This window comes from Rhodobacter viridis, from assembly GCF_003217355.1.
Lineage (GTDB): Bacteria > Pseudomonadota > Alphaproteobacteria > Rhodobacterales > Rhodobacteraceae > Rhodobacter > Rhodobacter viridis.
The window spans coordinates 82,622-98,813 of record NZ_QJTK01000001.1; the positions used below are offsets into that span (position 1 = coordinate 82,622).

The window sequence follows — 16,192 nt, forward strand, 5'->3', positions numbered from 1 at the left end:
TTTGTCTTTCGTTGGGAAGGAAGGGAAGGGGTCAGCGCGGCTCGGACCAGCGGCAGAACCGGGCCTGCGCGGCGACAAGGGCGGCGTTCAGCGCGAGCCCGATGAAGGCCAAAAGGAAGATCGCGGCGAACATCAGATCGGTGCGGAAGTTGAACTGCGCGTTCATCACCTGAAAGCCGAGGCCCTTGTTCGCGCCGATCATCTCGGCCGCGATCAGAAGCAACAGCGCGGTGGTGCCTGAGAGCCGCAGCCCGACAAAGATCGCGGGCACGGCGGCGGGCAGGATCACCCGGCCGAAGAGCGTGAGCCGCCCGGCGCCGAAACTGCGCGCCATTTCAAGCAGTTTGCCATCGACCTGCTTCACCCCGCCGATCGTGGCGAGCAGGATCGGGAACAGGCTCGCCCAGAAGATCACGAAGACCTTCGAGGTTTCGCCCAGCCCCAGAAGCAGGATGAAGACCGGATAAAGCGCCAAGGCCGAGGTTTGGCGAAAGAGCTGCAAGATCGGGTCCAGCGCGCGCTCGACCACCGGCATTTGCCCCATCGCAAGGCCAAGCGGCACCCCCACCGCGACCGAGGCGGCAAAGGCGATCCCCGCCCGCTGCAGGCTGATCGCGATGTCATCGAGCAGCGCGCCCGAGAGGATCCCCTCGGCCAGTGTCGTCACGATCCGGTCGAGCGGCGGAAAGACCGAGGGGTTGAGCCAGCCAGCCGTCGAGGCGACTTGCCAGACCCCAAGGAAGCCCAGGAGCAGCCCGTAGCGGGTGGCAAGCCGCGCGCTGGCCTCAAGGCCCCGGCGCAGGTTTGCGCCGGAGAGCGGGGGCGGCGGGCCATCCGGTCTTGCGACCGGCGTCACCGAGATTTCAAGTCCTTGAAATGCCATCTATTCCGCCGCCTGGGTGCTGTGCCGGGCCAGCGCCCAGCGGGTTTCGGGGAAGGGCAGGCCGAGGTTCTCGCGCAGGGTGCGGCCCTCGTATGCGGTGCGGAACAGGCCGCGGCGCTGCAATTCGGGGATCACCAGATCGACGAAATCGGTCAAGCCGGTGGGCAGCCACGGCGGCAGGATGTTGAAGCCGTCGGCGCCGTCGTTTTCGAACCACTCCTGCAAGGTATCGGCGATGCTTTGGGGCGTGCCGACCAGCGTCAGATGCCCGCGTGCCGAGGCAACCCATTGGTAAAGCTGGCGGATGGTGAAACCGTGTTCATCGGCGATGGCGCGGATCAGCGCCTGACGCGACTTCATCCCCTCGGTGGGCGGCGCGGGCGGCAGCGGCCCGTCCAGATCGTAGCCGCTCAGATCCAGCGTGCCGCCAGTCAGACCGTTGAGCAAGCCGACGCCGTCCTCGGGCAGGATGAGCGCGGTCAGTCGGTCGTATTTCTCCTGCGCTTCCTCAACGGTTCGCCCGACGAAGGGCGAGACGCCCGGCATGATCAGCACATGATCCGGGTTGCGCCCGAGGCCGCGCGCGCGGGCCTTGATGTCGCGATAGAATTCCTGCGCCGTTTCAAGGTGTTGATGCGCGGTGAAGATCACCTCGGCATGGGTGGCGGCAAAGCTGCGGCCGTCTTCCGACTGCCCCGCCTGCACGATCACCGGATGGCCCTGCGGGCTGCGCGAGACGTTGAGCGGCCCCTTGACCTGAAAATGCGTGCCCTTGTGGTGGATCGCATGCACCTTCGCCGGATCGAAGAACCGGCCGGTGTCCTTGTCGCGCACAAAGGCGTCGTCCTCGAAACTGTCCCACAGGCCCTTCACCACATCGACATGTTCATGTGCGCGGGCATAGCGGGCGGCATGCGGCGGTTGGGTGTCGCGGTTGAAATTCTGCGCCGTGGCATCGCCCGTCGTCGTGACGACGTTCCAGCCCGCGCGCCCCTCGGTGATCAGGTCGAGCGAGGCGAATTTGCGCGCCAGCGTGTAGGGTTCCTCGTAGGTGGTCGAGGCGGTGGCGATGAAGCCGAGGTGTTTCGTGTGGCTCGCGAGCGCGGCAAAGAGCGTCACCGGCTCGAAGCCCGCCACCTTGGCATTGCCGCCCTCGATGCCGCCGCCGAAGCTGACCGAGAGGCCATCGGCCAGGAAATAGGCGTCGAACAGTCCGCGCTCGGCCTCCTTGGCAAGCTGGATGTGAAAGCCGAGGTTCGTCGCCCCGTCGGCGGGTTGATCGGGCTGGCGCCAGGCGGCGATGTGCTGGCCGCCACCGGGCAGGAAGGCGCCAAGGCGCAGTTTGCGGTTCGCGGGGGTATTCGTGGTCATGAGGGAACTCCTGAGCGTGCAAGAAAGGGGCCCGTCGCTTGCGGCGACGGGGGAGAAGCTGGGGAAAGGGCAGAGGGATCAGGCGGCGGCGCGCGCCGGTGCGGGTTGATCGTCAAGCGGGATTGCCGGCGCCTTGGCCAGCGTCAGACCGGCCCGTGCGCGGGGCGTTGCCGCTCGGCCGAGCGCGCCGAAACACCCGACGCGGCGCAAAGGGGAGAGAAGCGGGGACATGGCGGCTCCAAAACACGAGTTATCTTATCGTGTAATGTGGCATCGCGCACGCTTTGGAGCCATTCCAAATTTCCGGGGCATGACGACAGCCGGCTTCTTTGGCCGGAGGTCGAGGCGGAATTTCCTTCCCTGAGCTTTCCGTTGTCGATCCTCTCCCCCGCAGGCTGGCCGAAACGGTGGTTCACCTGCTTGAAATGAGCGAGATCGAGCAGAAGCGCCGGTTCAAGAGCCCGGTCGGCGCATCGGTTACCGCCGCTTGCGGTCGATGAAAGCGCCCAGCATCAGACAGCGCAGATGCCCCTGCGCGATCCGGGGCGCAAGCTGGGCCCAGCCGAGCCCAAGGAGGCCAGAAAGCGCCAGCGCGAAACGGCCCGGAAGGGCCGCCAAATGGGGGCTGATCGAGAGCCCTCCCGGCCGCAGCCAGCGCCCCCGACAGCAAGATGCCCTCGGGCCCGACGAAAGCCCCGGCAAAGCCGATGAACAGGGTCCGGCAATCGAGTTTCGCATCTTCGAAAACGAAGGCTGGTTGCCGCATCGAAAACACCGCCTCTCAGCCCGAAGGCGGCACCCAAAAGCAGCTGACGCTCCCGCATCGACCAAGGTGCCCGTCCGAGCACGCCACAAACGACGGCGATCGCGGCCATCATCGTCCTGCTGCCCATGACGTGCGGAACAGTTTCCATCTGCGCGCTCCCGGGAGGGGGCGGGGGCCCTCCATCGCTTCCCGGCAAGGCCAGCAAACAAAGGCCGCAGACGCGACAGGATACGGGGCGGCCGGATCGGCTGGCGAGAGCGTCGGTTCACTCGCGTCCCGCAGTGTTTCAAGATCGGCGATCCGGCAGCAATGCCCGCCCGGCCAAGGCTTCACCTCGCGGTGCTCTTGCCATTCGGTAAGGTGCGGGGCGGCGTCGCCGCGCGTAAGCAAGGGCCGAGGCCGAGGAGAAAGGCAGGCAGAATGAAGATCCTGATTGCCGAAGACGATGCCAAGACCGGCGCCTGTCTGCGCAAGGGGCTGTTGGCCGAGGGCCATTCGGCCGATCTGCTCGGCGATGGGCGACGGGCGACGGGCGACGGGCGCGAGGTCTGGCGCGCGGGCCAGCGCATCGACCTGCAACCCCGTCGTTTCATGCTGCTGCGCCCTTTCATGGAGCGCCCGGTCGAGTGCAGACGCAAACGATCCTGCTCGAAGCGGTCTGGGACATCCATTTCGATCCGAAGACCAGCGTCGTCGAACCCCATGTCAGCCGGTTGCGCGGCAAGATCGGCAAGCCCTTTGCCAAGCCGTACCTGACCAGGCTGCATGGCATCGGCGACGTGTTCGACCCGCCATGAGGGCGCGTCTGTCCGCCTTGATGCGCTTCGCGCTGGCGATCCCGGCGGTGTTCGTCGGCGCGGCTTTGGGGGCGGGGATGCGCGCCTATGCGCTTCAAACCGCGCAGATCCGGCGGGCGCTTTTGCGCAACGACGCCGAGGTGGTGCGGAGGTCCGCGACGACGTCCCGGCATTCCCGAGGCCGATCTGGCGAACGCCGGGCCGGGCCTATGTGCGCGCATTGTCTTTGCCCGCGCATAGCCTTGGACCGCGCCTTTGCCGCCCGCCCGGACCGATGTCACAGGTTCAGAACAGCAGGAAATCATCCACCGTCAGGGCGGGGGCGTTGACGAGCTTCGCCAGCGTCGTCTCGGCCATCCCGCCGGTGCCATCCGCATCATAGGACAAGATCCCGGAGGCGCTGTGATAGATCAGCGTCGGGGCCGCACTGACCGCGACCGCGCTTTCGCCAACGAGGAAATTCCCCCCCGCCACGAGGCGCGCAAAGCCGAAATTCGCCGCCTCAAGGGCAATATGATCGATGCCCGAAACGAAATCGCTGATCTTGTCGCCGCCGTCGCTGATGCCGTGGAACAGAAAGACATCCGCGCCGTCGCCGCCCTTCAGGACATCGATGCCCTTGCCGCCATCCAGCGTGTCGTTGCCCGCCTCGCCCTGCAAGCTGTCCCGTCCTAGATCGCCCTGAATCAGGTCGTCGCCCTTGCCGCCAAAGAGCTTGTCGTTATCAAGGCCGCCGTTCAGCGTGTCATTCCCGCCAAGGCCCCGCATCACGTCCCGACCTTCGGACCCGGTCAGAACGTCATCCGTGCCCGTCAACCAGGTGAACGCGCGCACGCTGGACGGATTGCGGCTCGCCAGCATGTCGAGGAAGGGCTGCAACGGCAGATCCGTCACCGCCGATTGCAGCAGATCCGCGCCGCTGTAATGGTCCCAGCCCACGATCCGCATCACCGGCGCGCCATTGGTGTCGGGCACGGCCGTGCTGCGGATCACGAACATCGTGCCATCGGTACAGAAGGAGTAATGCAGCACGAAATTGAGGACGCGCTTGGCGACGATCGAAGTGATGTCGAAGGTCTGATTTGGTGAGAGATAGAGGTCGTTGCCCGGGAAATAGGTGACGTCTGCCATGGGAGTCTCCCTTCGCAAGGTTTGATCCGAAAACTTCGCGGCGCGGCGATCTGCGGCGCCGCAGATGAGATGCCGAACTGTTCGGCACGCCAGACCCTCGCGCCTCTTCGCGCCGCGTTCCATCCATCGGCCGTGGTACGCGATGGTAAATAAGCACCTGCGTATGGCGTCGCAGCCGCAGGATCAACGCACGCCGCCTCAAGGCATCGAGCTGAAATCACCCCGCCGGTGGCCCTCGACCCGCGCGCGCTGGCCCTCGGGCTCCAGCACCTTGACCGCATCGCCCCATTGATAGAGGTGCCAGGCCATTTCGAGCCATCCCGCCGCCTCGAAGCGCACGATCAGGCTGCCGTCCTTCTGCCGCTCCAGCCGTTGCGAGGGGTGGAAGCGGAACCCCGCCGCGCGTTCGGCAGCGTGCGGGGCAAAGTGCCAGACCACCGGGCCGAACTGTGCCGGGTCCTGTCAGACGCCGTAGGAGCGCGCGGCGAACCGCTCCATCGAGAACGCCGGGTCCATCGCGAAACTCTCGTCAAGCACCTCGGCCGAGAGAATCTGATCCAGCCGGAAGGTGCGGATCAGAGCGCCCTTGGCCGGGTCGCGGGCCACCAGATAGGTGCGATGGCCGAGCAGAACCCCATGCGGTTCCAGCACCCGCGCGCGCGCCTCGTCGGATTTGTAGCGCACCCGCAGCCGCCCCTCGGCCACGGCCTCGCACCCGGCGATGTCGAGTGCCTCGATCGCGGTTTCGGGGCGCAGCTGCAGCCGGTCGAGCGTGCCCGGGTCGATCCGCCCGGTCCGCTTGCGTGCCGGAGCCGGATTTCGTCGGATCGAACCAAGGCACATGACCAAAAGGCCGGGGTTTCCCCCGGCCTTTTTCAGTCGTGACCTGTCGCTCAGCGCTTCGGCACCGGAACGTATTCGCGCTGCACCTTGCCGGTGTAAAGCTGGCGCGGACGGCCGATCTTGCCCGTCGGATCGCCAAGCATTTCCTTCCATTGCGAAATCCAGCCCACGGTGCGCGACAGCGCAAAGATCGGGGTGAACATCGCGGTGGGGAAGCCCATCGCCTCGAGGATGATCCCCGAGTAGAAGTCGACGTTCGGGTAAAGCTTTTTCGAGACGAAATATTCGTCCTCGAGTGCGATCCGTTCCAGTTCCTTGGCGACTTGCAGGATCGGGTTGTCGTGCACGCCCAGAAGGTCAAGCACCTCGTCGGCCGATTCCTTCATCACCTTGGCGCGCGGGTCGAAGTTCTTGTAGACGCGGTGGCCAAAGCCCATCAGGCGGAACGGGTCGTTCTTGTCCTTGGCGCGGCGGATATATTCCGGGATCCGGTCCACAGAGCCGATTTCGCGCAGCATTTCCAGACAGGCCTGGTTCGCCCCGCCATGCGCCGGCCCCCAAAGGCAGGCGATCCCGGCTGCGACGCAGGCGAAGGGGTTCGCCCCCGACGAGCCCGCCAGACGCACCGTCGAGGTCGAGGCGTTCTGCTCGTGATCGGCATGCAGCATCATGATCCGGTCCATGGCCTTGGCCAGTTCCGGTTTCACCACATAGGGTTCGGCGGGGACCGAGAAGCACATGTGCAGGAAGTTCGCCGCGTAATCGAGATCGTTGCGCGGATAGACGAAGGGCTGGCCGATCGAATATTTATAGGCCATCGCGGCGATCGTCGGCAGTTTCGCGATCATCCGCATCGCGGCGACTTCACGCTGCCACGGGTCGTTGATGTCGAGGGAGTCGTGATAGAAGGCCGACATCGCGCCGACGACACCCACCATCGTCGCCATCGGGTGGCTGTCCCGACGGAAGCCGCGGAAGAACATGTGGATCTGTTCGTGCAGCATCGTGTGCCGGGTGATCCGGTATTCGAAATCGGTCATCTGCTTCTCGGTCGGCAGCTCGCCGTTCAAAAGCAGGTAGCAGACTTCAAGGTAGTGCGACTTTTCGGCAAGTTCCTCGATCGGGTAACCGCGGTAAAGAAGCTCACCCTTGTCGCCGTCGATATAGGTGATTTCCGACTCGCAAGCCGCCGTCGAGGTGAAGCCGGGGTCGAAGGTGAAGACGTCGGCCTGCGCATAAAGCTTGCGGATGTCGAGCACATCCGGCCCCACCGAGGGCGACAGCACCGGCAGATCGTAGGTCTTGCCGTCAAGCGTCAGCGTTGCCGTGCGTTTCGTTTCAGCCATGGTTCCCTCTCCATTCATCCGGCGGGCCACGCCGGTGCATCCTTCCCGGTTCCCGCGCGCCGGTTCCCGACGAACCGGCTGCGGGAGAGGGCGGCCCGGCCTCAGGCCGCCTGATCACTCAGCCGGGCCAGCACTTCCTCGCGGCCCAGCAATTCCATCATGTCGAAGACCGAGGGCGTTGCCGCCCGTCCCGCCAGCGCTGCCCGCAAGGGCGCCGCGATCTTGCCAAGGCCCAGTCCATGCGCCTCGGCCACACGCGCGACCACGCTTTCGAGCTCCTCTCGCACCCAGCTAGCATTTTGCAACTGCGGCGTCAATTCTTTCAGTATACCACGGGATACCGGATCGAGCGATCCCATCGCCTTCTCGTCGATCTCGACGGGGCGGGAGATCAGGGCGAAACGGGCCTTTTCGAGCAATTGGCCGAAGGTTTTCGCCCCCGATTTCACCACGGGCAGCGCCTTGTGCAAAGCTGCAGATTGGGCCTGCGTCAGCGCAGGCTGGTGCGCCGCCTCCAGATAGCCCGAAATCTGGGCGATCAAGGCGTCATCGGCGATCTGGCCCATGTGATGGCCGCAGACATTTTCGAGCTTCTTGAAATCGAGCCGCGACGGCGCACGCCCGATTCCCTCCAGTTCGAACCACTCCTGCGCCTGCGCGTCAGTGAAGACCTCGTCATCGCCGTGGCTCCAGCCCAGACGCGCCAGATAGTTGCGCATGCCCGCGGCCGGGTAGCCCATCGCCTGATATTCCTCGAGGCCCACCGCGCCGTGACGCTTGGACAGTTTCTTGCCGTCGGGGCCATGGATCAGCGGGATATGCGCGAACACCGGCACCTCCCAGCCCATCGCGTGATACACCTGCATCTGCCGCGCCGCGTTGATCAGATGGTCGTCGCCCCGGATGATATGGGTCACGCCCATGTCGTGGTCATCGACGACGACGGCAAGCATGTAGGTAGGTGTACCATCCGAGCGTAAACAAACCATATCGTCGAGCTGGTCGTTCCGCACCGTGACCTCGCCCTGCACCTTGTCGGCAATCACCGTCGCGCCGTCGCGCGGCGCCTTCAGGCGGATTGCATAGGGCGCATCCGGGTGCGTCGACGGGTCGGCATCGCGCCAGGGGCTTTGAAACAGCGTCGATTTCCCCTCGGCCCTTGCGGCCTCGCGGAAGGCTTCGATCTCGTCCTGGCTCGAGAAGCACTTGTAGGCCGCGCCCCGCGCCAGCATCTCGCGCGCGACTTCGGCGTGCCGCGGCGCACGGTCGAACTGGCTCACCACCTCGCCGTCGAAATCGAGGCCGAGCCAGTCGAGCCCCTTCAGGATCGCTGCCGTCGCCTCGGGGGTCGAGCGGGCGCGGTCGGTATCCTCGATCCGCAAAAGGAAGGTGCCGCCGTGACCGCGGGCAAACAGCCAGTTGAACAGCGCCGTCCGGGCGCCGCCGATATGCAGATAGCCGGTGGGCGAGGGGGCGAAACGGGTGACGATCTTTTGCGACATTGCGGCCTTTCTCGCGGGCTCCGGGACCGCCGGAGGGCGCGTTTTAACCTTTTGGAAACCATGAAGCCCGTAGGCTTGCTTGAGGGTTTCTCTAATGCAGGAGAGGGCGACAGGACAAGTGGCGCAGGCATCCCCCATGCACCCCGGCGCAACAAGGCTCCGGCTTTCGGGGCTCTGGGGGGGATTGGCCGATCCCTTGGCGGCGCTTGATCGGGCGCAGCTCGATTGGGTGCTCTGGGCGCCTTTGGGGCTTGGGACCGGCGTCGGGCTTTATTTCCTGTTGCCCTTCGAGCCCGGCGTGCCCGTCTTTGCCGGGGCGGCCCTTGTCATCGTGCTGGCGGTGCTTGTCTGGCTGCGCGGCCCGGGCTTCCTGCATCTGCCCGCGACGCTTCTGGTGATGGCGGCGCTCGGGTTGATGTCGGCCAGCTGGCGCGCGCATGCGGTGGCGGCTCCGGTGCTTGGGTTCAACTATTACGGCCCGGTCGAGGGGCGGATCATCGGCATCGACCGCTCGGCCCGCGACGTGATCCGGTTGACGCTGGATCAGGTGACCCTTTCCAGGGTCGCGCCCGAGGCCCGGCCCGCCAAGATCCGCATCGCGCTGCATGGCGATATCGCCCGCCTTGCGCCCGAGCCGGGTTTGCGCGTCGCGACGACTGCACATCTCAGCCCCCCCGCCGAGCCGATCGCCCCCGGCGCCTGGGATTTTCGCCGCAACGCCTGGTTCGAGGGGCTGGGGGCGCTTGGCTACACCCGCAGCCCGGTGGTGGTGATTGCCCCGCCCGCGGAGGATTGGGGGTTGGCCGCGCATCGGGTGCGGATGCGGCTCTCGGCGGCGATGCAGGCGCACATCGGCGGTCAGGCCGGGGCGGTCGCGGCGGCGTTGATGACGGGCGATCGCTCGGGCATTGCCGAGGCGACGAATGCCACCATGCGGGCCTCGAACCTCTATCACATCGTCTCGATTTCCGGGCTGCACATGGGGATGCTGGCAGGCTTCGTCTTTGGGGCGCTGCGCTGGGGGCTGGCGTTGATCGGCCCCTTCGCGCTGATCTGGCCGACGAAGAAGATCGCCGCCGCCGTCGCGCTGGCGGCCTCGACGCTTTATCTTTGGGTTTCGGGCGGCGATATCGCGACGCAACGCGCCTGGATCATGACCGCGGTGATGCTGAGCGCGATCCTCGTTGATCGTCGCGCGCTGAGCTTGCACACGGTCGCGCTCGCGGCGATTTTCCTTTTGCTTCTGTGGCCCGAGGCGCTGACCGGCCCCGGATTTCAGATGTCCTTCGCCGCGACCGTGGCGCTGATCCTGATGGCGGCGCCCTGGGCGGCGCATCACCACCGCCTGCCCTGGGTGTTGCGGCCGGTGATCATGCTGGTGCTGACCTCGCTCGTCGCGGGACTGGCGACGGCGCCGATCGCCGCGGCGCATTTCGGGCGGATGTCGCAATACGGCATTCTGGCGAATCTGCTCGCCGTGCCGGTGATGGGGATCGTGGTGATGCCCGCGGGCGTGCTGGCCGCCGTGCTGGCGCCCCTGGGTCTTGCCGGTCCGGCGCTCTGGCTGATGGGGCTTGGGACCGAATGGGTGCTGGCGGTGGCCGAGTTCGTCGCGGGGCTTGCCGGGGCGCAGACCTTCCTGCCCGAGCCGCCCGGCTGGGTGCTGCCTGTGCTGGCCCTTGCTGCCGGGGCGGCGGTGCTCTCGCGCGGGGCGTTCCGCTCGGCGATGGTCGCGGTTCTGCTGCTTGCTTTCGCGGGCTGGGGGCTCGCCTCGCGTCCCGCGCTGCTCATCGCCCCCGAAGGCGCCCTTGTCGGCCTGATGACGCCCGAGGGGCGGGCACTGTCGAAAGCCGCGCCCAGCTTCACCGCCGAGGGCTGGCTTGAGGCCGATGGCGATGCCGTGACCCCGAAAGAGGCCGTGGCGCGGGCGGGGTTCAGCGGTCCGAAGGGGGTCAGGCAGGCCGCGTGGCAGGGCAGGGCGCTTTGGCATCTAAGCGGCAAATCGGCGCTCGCAAATCTGGAAAAAACCTGCCGGGACGGGGCCTTGGTCGTTCTTGATACGATCGCACCCGAGGGGTTCAAGGGCGATTGCCAGCTTTACGACGCCCGCAGGCTGGCCCGCACCGGGGCGCTTGCTTTTGATGCGCTGGGGCAGAGCCGCGCGGCCCGGACCGAGGCCGGGCACCGGCTCTGGACCGATCGTCCGAAACGCAAAACGCCGCCCGCAAACCGGACGGCGCCAGACTCGAACTCACCCGAGGGCGATCAGTAGCTGCGAATGAGCCCGACCAGACGGCCCTGCACCTTCACCTGATCTTCGCGCAAAAGCCGCGTCTCATAGGCCGGGTTCGCGGCTTCAAGCGCAATCATCCCGCCGCGGCGGTGATAGCGCTTCAGCGTCGCCTCGTGATCCTCGATCAGCGCGACGACGATATCGCCATTCTCTGCCGTCGACTGGCTGCGGATCACCACGATGTCGCCATCGTTGATCCCCGCCTCGATCATGGAATCGCCCTTGATTTCAAGCGCATAATGCTCGCCCCGACCCGCGAGCATCGAGCCCGGAACGGTAACGTTATGGGCGACCTCGGCAATCGCCTCGATCGGCACACCCGCCGCGATGCGCCCCATCATCGGGATCTCCAGCGCCGCGGCCGAAACCTCCATCGCGCCGCGCGGCGGATCGATCCGGCTGCCCGGGATCACCGTCGGGTTGAAGCCCGGCTGGGTCTGCAGCCCGCGTTCCGCCTCGACCGCGCGTTCCATCGACTCGGGCAGCTTGACGATTTCCAGCGCCCGCGCGCGATGCGCCAGGCGCCGGATGAAGCCGCGTTCCTCGAGCGCCGTGATCAGCCGGTGGATCCCCGATTTCGAGCGCAGATCGAGCGCATCCTTCATTTCGTCGAACGACGGCGGAACCCCATCCCGCGCCATGCGCTTCTGGATGAAATCCAAGAGTTCCAATTGCTTGTGTGTCAGCATCCGGTTGCCCCCGCTCGCGTCAGTGCCCGACGTTCCGCAAGTGTTCTAACCCCGTTCCCGTTTCGTGTCAATGACACCCCCGGGCTCGGCGTTAATGCACTGGCAAGGGTTGTGGCGGTTTCAGGGCGCCGCACGATAGGGGCCGGACTTGCCGCCGTCTTTCGACAAAAGCCGTATCCCCTCGATATGCATCGATTTTTCGGCGGCCTTCAGCATGTCGTAAAGCGTCAGCGCCGCACCCGAAACGGCGGTCAGCGCCTCCATCTCGACCCCGGTCGGGCCGGTCGTCTTCACCGTCGCTTCGATCCGCACGCCGGGAAGGGTGGGGTCGGGCGTCAGTTCGACCGAGACCTTGGACAGTGCCAAGGGATGACAGAGCGGGATCAAATCGGCGGTCTTTTTCGCCGCCATGATCCCCGCGACGCGGGCAATTCCCAGCACGTCGCCCTTCTCCGCCGTGCCGGCAAGCACCAGCGCCAGCGTTTCGGGCGCCATCACGATGCAGCCCTCGGCCACCGCGACCCGGGTCGTCGGCAGCTTCTCGGACACGTCGACCATATGGGCTTTGCCCGCGGCGTCGAAATGGGTCAGCATGCCAGAAGCGCTTTCGTGGCGGCCGCAACATCGGCCTGCCGCATCAGGCTTTCGCCGATCAGGAAGCGCCGCGCGCCGACCGCGGCCATCGCCTCCATGTCATCGGGGGTAAAGATGCCGCTTTCGCAAACCAAGTCCCGCCCTTCGGCCAGGATCGTCGGGGCAAGCTCGCGGGTCACGTCGAGCGTCACCTCGAAGGTCTTCAGATTGCGGTTGTTCACCCCAAGCAGCGGAGATTTCAGGCATTTCAGCGCGCGGTCGAGTTCGGCGCGGTCATGCACCTCGATCAGCACATCCATGCCCCAGCCCATCGCCGCGTCTTCCAGATCGACCGCCAGCGCGTCCTCGACCGAGGCCATGATGATCAGGATGCAATCGGCGCCCCAGGCCCGGGCCTCGGCCACCTGATAGGTGTCGTAGAGGAAATCCTTGCGCAAAGCGGGCAGGGCACAGGCGTTCCGCGCCGCGATCAGGTACTCCGGCGCGCCCTGAAAGCTGGGCGTATCGGTCAGGACGGACAGACAGGCGGCGCCGCCCTCTTCGTAAGCGCGTGCGAGGGCAGGCGGGTCGAAATCGGGCCGGATGAGCCCTTTCGACGGCGAGGCCTTCTTGATTTCCGCAATCAACCCATAGCCTTGCGCGGCCTTCTTGCGCAAAGCCTCGGCAAAGCCGCGGCAGGGGGCCTGTGCCTTGGCCTGCGCTTCAAGCTCCGCCAAGGACACACGGGTTTTCGCCTCGGCCACTTCCTGAAGCTTGTAGGCCTTGATCCGGTCGAGGATGTTCGTCATGCGCCCAGCACCTCGCGCAGCGCCACAAGACGTGCCTTGGCGGCCCCGGACTCGAGACTTTCCGCCGCCATCGCCGCCGCCGTCTTCAGATCGCCCGCCTTGCCCGCGACGACCAGCGCCGCGGCGGCATTCAGCACCACCGCATCGCGGTAAGCGCCTTTGCGGCCATCCAGCAAGTCATTGAACGCGCGCGCATTCTCGGCCGGTTCGCCGCCGATGATCGCCTCGAACGGATGCGTCGGCAGACCGGCTTCCTCGGGGTGGACCTCGAATTCGGAAATCTCGCCATTGCGCAGCGCGGCGACCCAGCTCACGCCGCAGATCGAGAGTTCATCGGTGCCGTCCGAACCATGCACGAGCCAAGCCGAGTCCGAGCCGAGCGCCTTCAGCACCTCGGCCATCGGCCGGATCCAGGCGCGCGAGAACGCCCCGGTCAGCTGCCGCTTCACCCCGCCCGGGTTCGTCAGCGGCCCGAGCAGGTTGAAGACCGTGCGCGTGCCCAACTCGACCCGCGCCGGGCCGATATGCTTCATCGCAGGATGGTGCATCGGCGCCATCAGGAAGGTGATCCCGGCATGGGCCAGCGCCTTTTCAGCGGCCTCCGGCCCCTTCATCACGTCAAGCCCCATCGCCGTCAGCGCATCCGCCGCGCCGGATTTGGACGACAGGTTGCGGTTGCCGTGTTTGGCCACCGGCACGCCCGCGCCAGCGACGACGAAGGCCGTCGCGGTCGAGATGTTCAGCGTCCCCTTGCCGTCACCGCCAGTGCCGACAATATCCATCGCCCCCTCGGGCGCGGTGATCCGATGCATCTTCGAGCGCATCACCGAGGCGGCGGCGGCGATTTCATCCACCGTCTCGCCGCGGGTGCGCAGCGCCATCAGCAGGCCGCCCATCTGCGCAGGCGTCGCGGCGCCCTCGAAGAAGATCTCAAAGGCCGTTTCGGCCTCGGCACGGGTCAGCGGGCGGTCGGCGGCAAGGCCGATCAGGGGCTTGAGTTCGCTCATGCGCTCACCTTCACTTTCGCTTCCGTCAGGAAATTGCGCAGCATCGCGTGGCCATGCTCGGACGCGATGGATTCAGGGTGGAACTGCACCCCCTCGATCAGTTTGGTGCGATGCCGCAGCCCCATGATCATGCCGCTGTCGAGCCAGGCGGTGACTTCAAGGCAATCGGGCAGGCTCTCGCGCTCGACGATGAGCGAGTGATAGCGCGTCGCCTGAAACGGGCTCGGCAGACCGGCGAAGACGCCTTTGCCCTCGTGATGGATCGTGCCCATCTTGCCGTGCACGATCTCGCCCGCGCGGATCACCTTGCCGCCGAAAGCCTCGCCAATCGTCTGATGGCCAAGGCAGACACCCATCAGCGGCACCCCCGCCTCGGCCGCGGCCAAGGTCAGCGGAATGCAGATCCCCGCCTGCGCCGGATCGCAGGGCCCGGGGCTCAGCACGATCGCTTCGGCGCCCAGCCCCATCGCCTCCTGCACATCCATGGCGTCGTTGCGCACCACCTTCACCTCCGCGCCGAGCGCGCCGAAATAATGCACCAGGTTCCAGGTGAAGCTGTCGTAGTTGTCGATGAGCAGGAGCATGCGCAAATCCTTCTGGCCGCCCGCATTCTGGGGGTGAACCGGGTCAGGCGTCGCGGTATAGATGTTCAGAGCAAGCGGCCGGGGTCAAGCCTTCAAGGCCGCGATCTAGGCGCGCAGAAAGCGGCAAAAGCGGCGAAGAGGGGCAGAATGGCAGGCGGTCTGATCAAGGGCGTGGTTGCGGGGGTGATCGTCTCGGGGTTGGGGCTCGGCGGGGTCTCTCTGGTGATGCCGCTGCCGCAGCATGGCCCGGGCGAGACTGCCCCCCCCGATGCGACGCCCGCAGTGGCCCTGCCCGAGGCTTCCGAATTCGCCCGCACGGGCCTCGAGGTGCCACCCGCGGCCCCCGCCGCGACGCCCGTGCCCGAGGAATCGCCCGCCGTGCCCGCCGCCCCCGCGCAGACACCGGTCATCGAGACCGCGCCTGCGCCCGCGACCGAGCCGCCCGCGAAACCGGAAACGGCCGAAACCCCGCCGGTGATCGCGCCGCCGCCGCAAACCGCTGCGGTCGCGCTCGATACGCCGCCACAGGCCGAGCCCGCGATGCCGGTGCCGCCGCCCGGCGAGGCTACGGCCCCCGATCTGCCGCCGGCCGAAGCCGTGCCTGCGCCCGCTCCGGGTGGCGAGATCACCTTGATGCCCGATGGCGCGCTGGTGCCGCAAAGCCCGGATCTGCCGCGGGTGATCGTGCCGGGCGACAGCGCGGGCTTTGCCGCGGCCGCGGGCACGAAGGTGAACCGGCTGCCGCAGATCGGCTCGAAGCCGCAGGGGAGTTCGGTGCCGCCCTCAAGCACCCCGGTCAAACCCTTCGGCAAGACGGAAGCCGCCCCCGCCGAGGTGCCGCAACCCGCGCCCGAAGACACCGGCCCCGCGCTCGAGCGCTTTGCCGCGCCTTTCGTCGCCAAGCCCGGCAAGCCCAGCGTGACGGTGCTTCTGGTCGATGTCGGCACCCCGAAGGGCGGGCTTGATCCGCAGACGATCGCAGCGCTTGGCGATTGGGTGACGGTGGTGCTGGATCCCGCCGCGCCCGGCGTGACCGAGGCGGCGCAAGGCTACCGAGACGCCGGGATCGAGGTCGCGATGCTGGCCGATCCCCTGCCCGAAGGGGCGACGGCGCAGGATCTCGAAGTGGCGCTCGCCGCCTGGCATCAGGCCGTGCCGCAGGCGATTGCGCTTGTGGAACCGGAAACCCCGGTGCTGCAGGGCAATGCCCGTCTCGTGACGCAGGCGGAAAAGGCCCTTGGCGCCGAGGGGATGGGCTATGTCACGCAACCGGGTGCGATCGGCGTGAAGGCGACGCGGGACACCCCGCGCGAGGGCATCTTCCGCGTGCTCGATACGCAGCGCGACAAGGCGTCGGTGATCACCCGCACGCTTGGCCGCGCGGCTTTTGAAGCGACGAAGGACGGCTCGACGGTGGTCATGCTCTCGGCCTGGCCCGAATCCGTGGCCGGTCTGACCGCCTGGGCCTCGGAAGACGGGGCAAAATACAATCTCGCGCCGCTTTCGGCGTTGCTGAAGGCGCAGCGCGGCAAGTAAGGCCGCGCCCGGCCCGGCCCCCTGCAAGAGCGTATTTGGACCAAGAAGAAACGGCATCGGCT

Annotated in this window: 16 protein-coding genes; 3 read left to right on the forward strand and 13 right to left on the reverse strand. The window is 66.7% G+C overall.

What is annotated here, in order from left to right:
* Positions 1 to 31: 31 nt before the first annotated feature.
* From C8J30_RS00380 to C8J30_RS18480, 3 genes are all read right to left on the reverse strand, one after another.
* Positions 32 to 883 carry an ABC transporter permease gene (locus tag C8J30_RS00380; RefSeq protein WP_110803760.1) on the reverse strand — a complete coding sequence of 284 codons (852 nt, stop codon included), beginning with the start codon at positions 881 to 883 and terminating at the stop codon, positions 32 to 34.
* Positions 884 to 2,254, reverse strand: a complete 1,371-nt coding sequence (locus tag C8J30_RS00385; RefSeq protein WP_110803761.1) for an LLM class flavin-dependent oxidoreductase — start codon at positions 2,252 to 2,254, stop codon at positions 884 to 886.
* Positions 2,255 to 2,731: 477 nt separating this feature from the next.
* Complete coding sequence (locus tag C8J30_RS18480) at positions 2,732 to 2,872, reverse strand: hypothetical protein (RefSeq protein ID WP_181420719.1); 141 nt, start codon at positions 2,870 to 2,872, stop codon at positions 2,732 to 2,734.
* Positions 2,873 to 3,646: 774 nt separating this feature from the next.
* On the opposite strand from C8J30_RS18480, the gene C8J30_RS18985 reads away from it, so the two are divergent.
* A complete protein-coding gene (locus tag C8J30_RS18985; RefSeq protein ID WP_245909676.1) occupies positions 3,647 to 3,817 on the forward strand; it encodes a helix-turn-helix domain-containing protein in 171 nt (56 codons plus the stop codon).
* 285 nt (positions 3,818 to 4,102) lie between these two features.
* Here C8J30_RS18985 and C8J30_RS00395 read toward each other — a convergent pair whose 3' ends face one another.
* The 5 genes from C8J30_RS00395 to gltX form a co-directional block, all read right to left on the reverse strand.
* A complete protein-coding gene (locus C8J30_RS00395) occupies positions 4,103 to 4,948 on the reverse strand; it encodes a M10 family metallopeptidase C-terminal domain-containing protein (protein ID WP_181420720.1) in 846 nt (281 codons plus the stop codon).
* 198 nt (positions 4,949 to 5,146) lie between these two features.
* Positions 5,147 to 5,386, reverse strand: coding sequence for a WCX domain-containing protein (locus tag C8J30_RS19450; RefSeq protein ID WP_220033680.1), 240 nt, complete (start codon positions 5,384 to 5,386; stop codon positions 5,147 to 5,149).
* A 24-nt stretch (positions 5,387 to 5,410) separates the two neighbouring features.
* Positions 5,411 to 5,791 (reverse strand): WYL domain-containing protein, encoded by a 381-nt coding sequence (locus tag C8J30_RS19455; RefSeq protein ID WP_220033681.1) that lies wholly within the window; start codon positions 5,789 to 5,791, stop codon positions 5,411 to 5,413.
* Between the two features lie 50 nt (positions 5,792 to 5,841).
* The gene (gene gltA / locus C8J30_RS00405; RefSeq protein ID WP_110803763.1) at positions 5,842 to 7,137 is read right to left on the reverse strand and encodes a citrate synthase; all 1,296 of its coding nucleotides are present in this window, start codon (positions 7,135 to 7,137) and stop codon (positions 5,842 to 5,844) included.
* A gap of 101 nt (positions 7,138 to 7,238) precedes the next feature.
* The gene (gene gltX, locus C8J30_RS00410) at positions 7,239 to 8,639 is read right to left on the reverse strand and encodes a glutamate--tRNA ligase (RefSeq protein WP_110803764.1); all 1,401 of its coding nucleotides are present in this window, start codon (positions 8,637 to 8,639) and stop codon (positions 7,239 to 7,241) included.
* Positions 8,640 to 8,775: 136 nt separating this feature from the next.
* Between gltX and C8J30_RS00415 the strand changes: the two genes are divergently transcribed.
* Positions 8,776 to 10,911, forward strand: coding sequence for a ComEC/Rec2 family competence protein (locus C8J30_RS00415; RefSeq protein ID WP_181420721.1), 2,136 nt, complete (start codon positions 8,776 to 8,778; stop codon positions 10,909 to 10,911).
* On the opposite strand, the gene lexA is transcribed toward C8J30_RS00415, so the two are convergent.
* The 5 genes from lexA to C8J30_RS00440 form a co-directional block, all read right to left on the reverse strand.
* The gene (gene lexA / locus C8J30_RS00420) at positions 10,905 to 11,621 is read right to left on the reverse strand and encodes a transcriptional repressor LexA (protein WP_110803766.1); all 717 of its coding nucleotides are present in this window, start codon (positions 11,619 to 11,621) and stop codon (positions 10,905 to 10,907) included. The two genes, C8J30_RS00415 and lexA, sit on opposite strands and share 7 nt — an antisense overlap.
* Before the next feature lie 120 nt (positions 11,622 to 11,741).
* Positions 11,742 to 12,215 carry a cyclic pyranopterin monophosphate synthase MoaC gene (moaC, locus tag C8J30_RS00425; protein ID WP_110803767.1) on the reverse strand — a complete coding sequence of 158 codons (474 nt, stop codon included), beginning with the start codon at positions 12,213 to 12,215 and terminating at the stop codon, positions 11,742 to 11,744.
* Positions 12,209 to 13,003, reverse strand: a complete 795-nt coding sequence (gene trpC, locus C8J30_RS00430) for an indole-3-glycerol phosphate synthase TrpC (RefSeq protein ID WP_110803768.1) — start codon at positions 13,001 to 13,003, stop codon at positions 12,209 to 12,211. The genes moaC and trpC overlap by 7 nt, the downstream gene beginning before the upstream one ends.
* Positions 13,000 to 14,010 carry an anthranilate phosphoribosyltransferase gene (gene trpD, locus C8J30_RS00435; RefSeq protein WP_110803769.1) on the reverse strand — a complete coding sequence of 337 codons (1,011 nt, stop codon included), beginning with the start codon at positions 14,008 to 14,010 and terminating at the stop codon, positions 13,000 to 13,002. Before trpD ends, trpC begins: the two co-directional genes overlap by 4 nt.
* Positions 14,007 to 14,594, reverse strand: coding sequence for an anthranilate synthase component II (locus C8J30_RS00440; protein ID WP_110803770.1), 588 nt, complete (start codon positions 14,592 to 14,594; stop codon positions 14,007 to 14,009). Before C8J30_RS00440 ends, trpD begins: the two co-directional genes overlap by 4 nt.
* Before the next feature lie 147 nt (positions 14,595 to 14,741).
* Between C8J30_RS00440 and C8J30_RS00445 the strand changes: the two genes are divergently transcribed.
* Positions 14,742 to 16,130 (forward strand): divergent polysaccharide deacetylase family protein, encoded by a 1,389-nt coding sequence (locus C8J30_RS00445; protein WP_110803771.1) that lies wholly within the window; start codon positions 14,742 to 14,744, stop codon positions 16,128 to 16,130.
* The last annotated feature ends 62 nt before the right edge of the window (positions 16,131 to 16,192 follow it).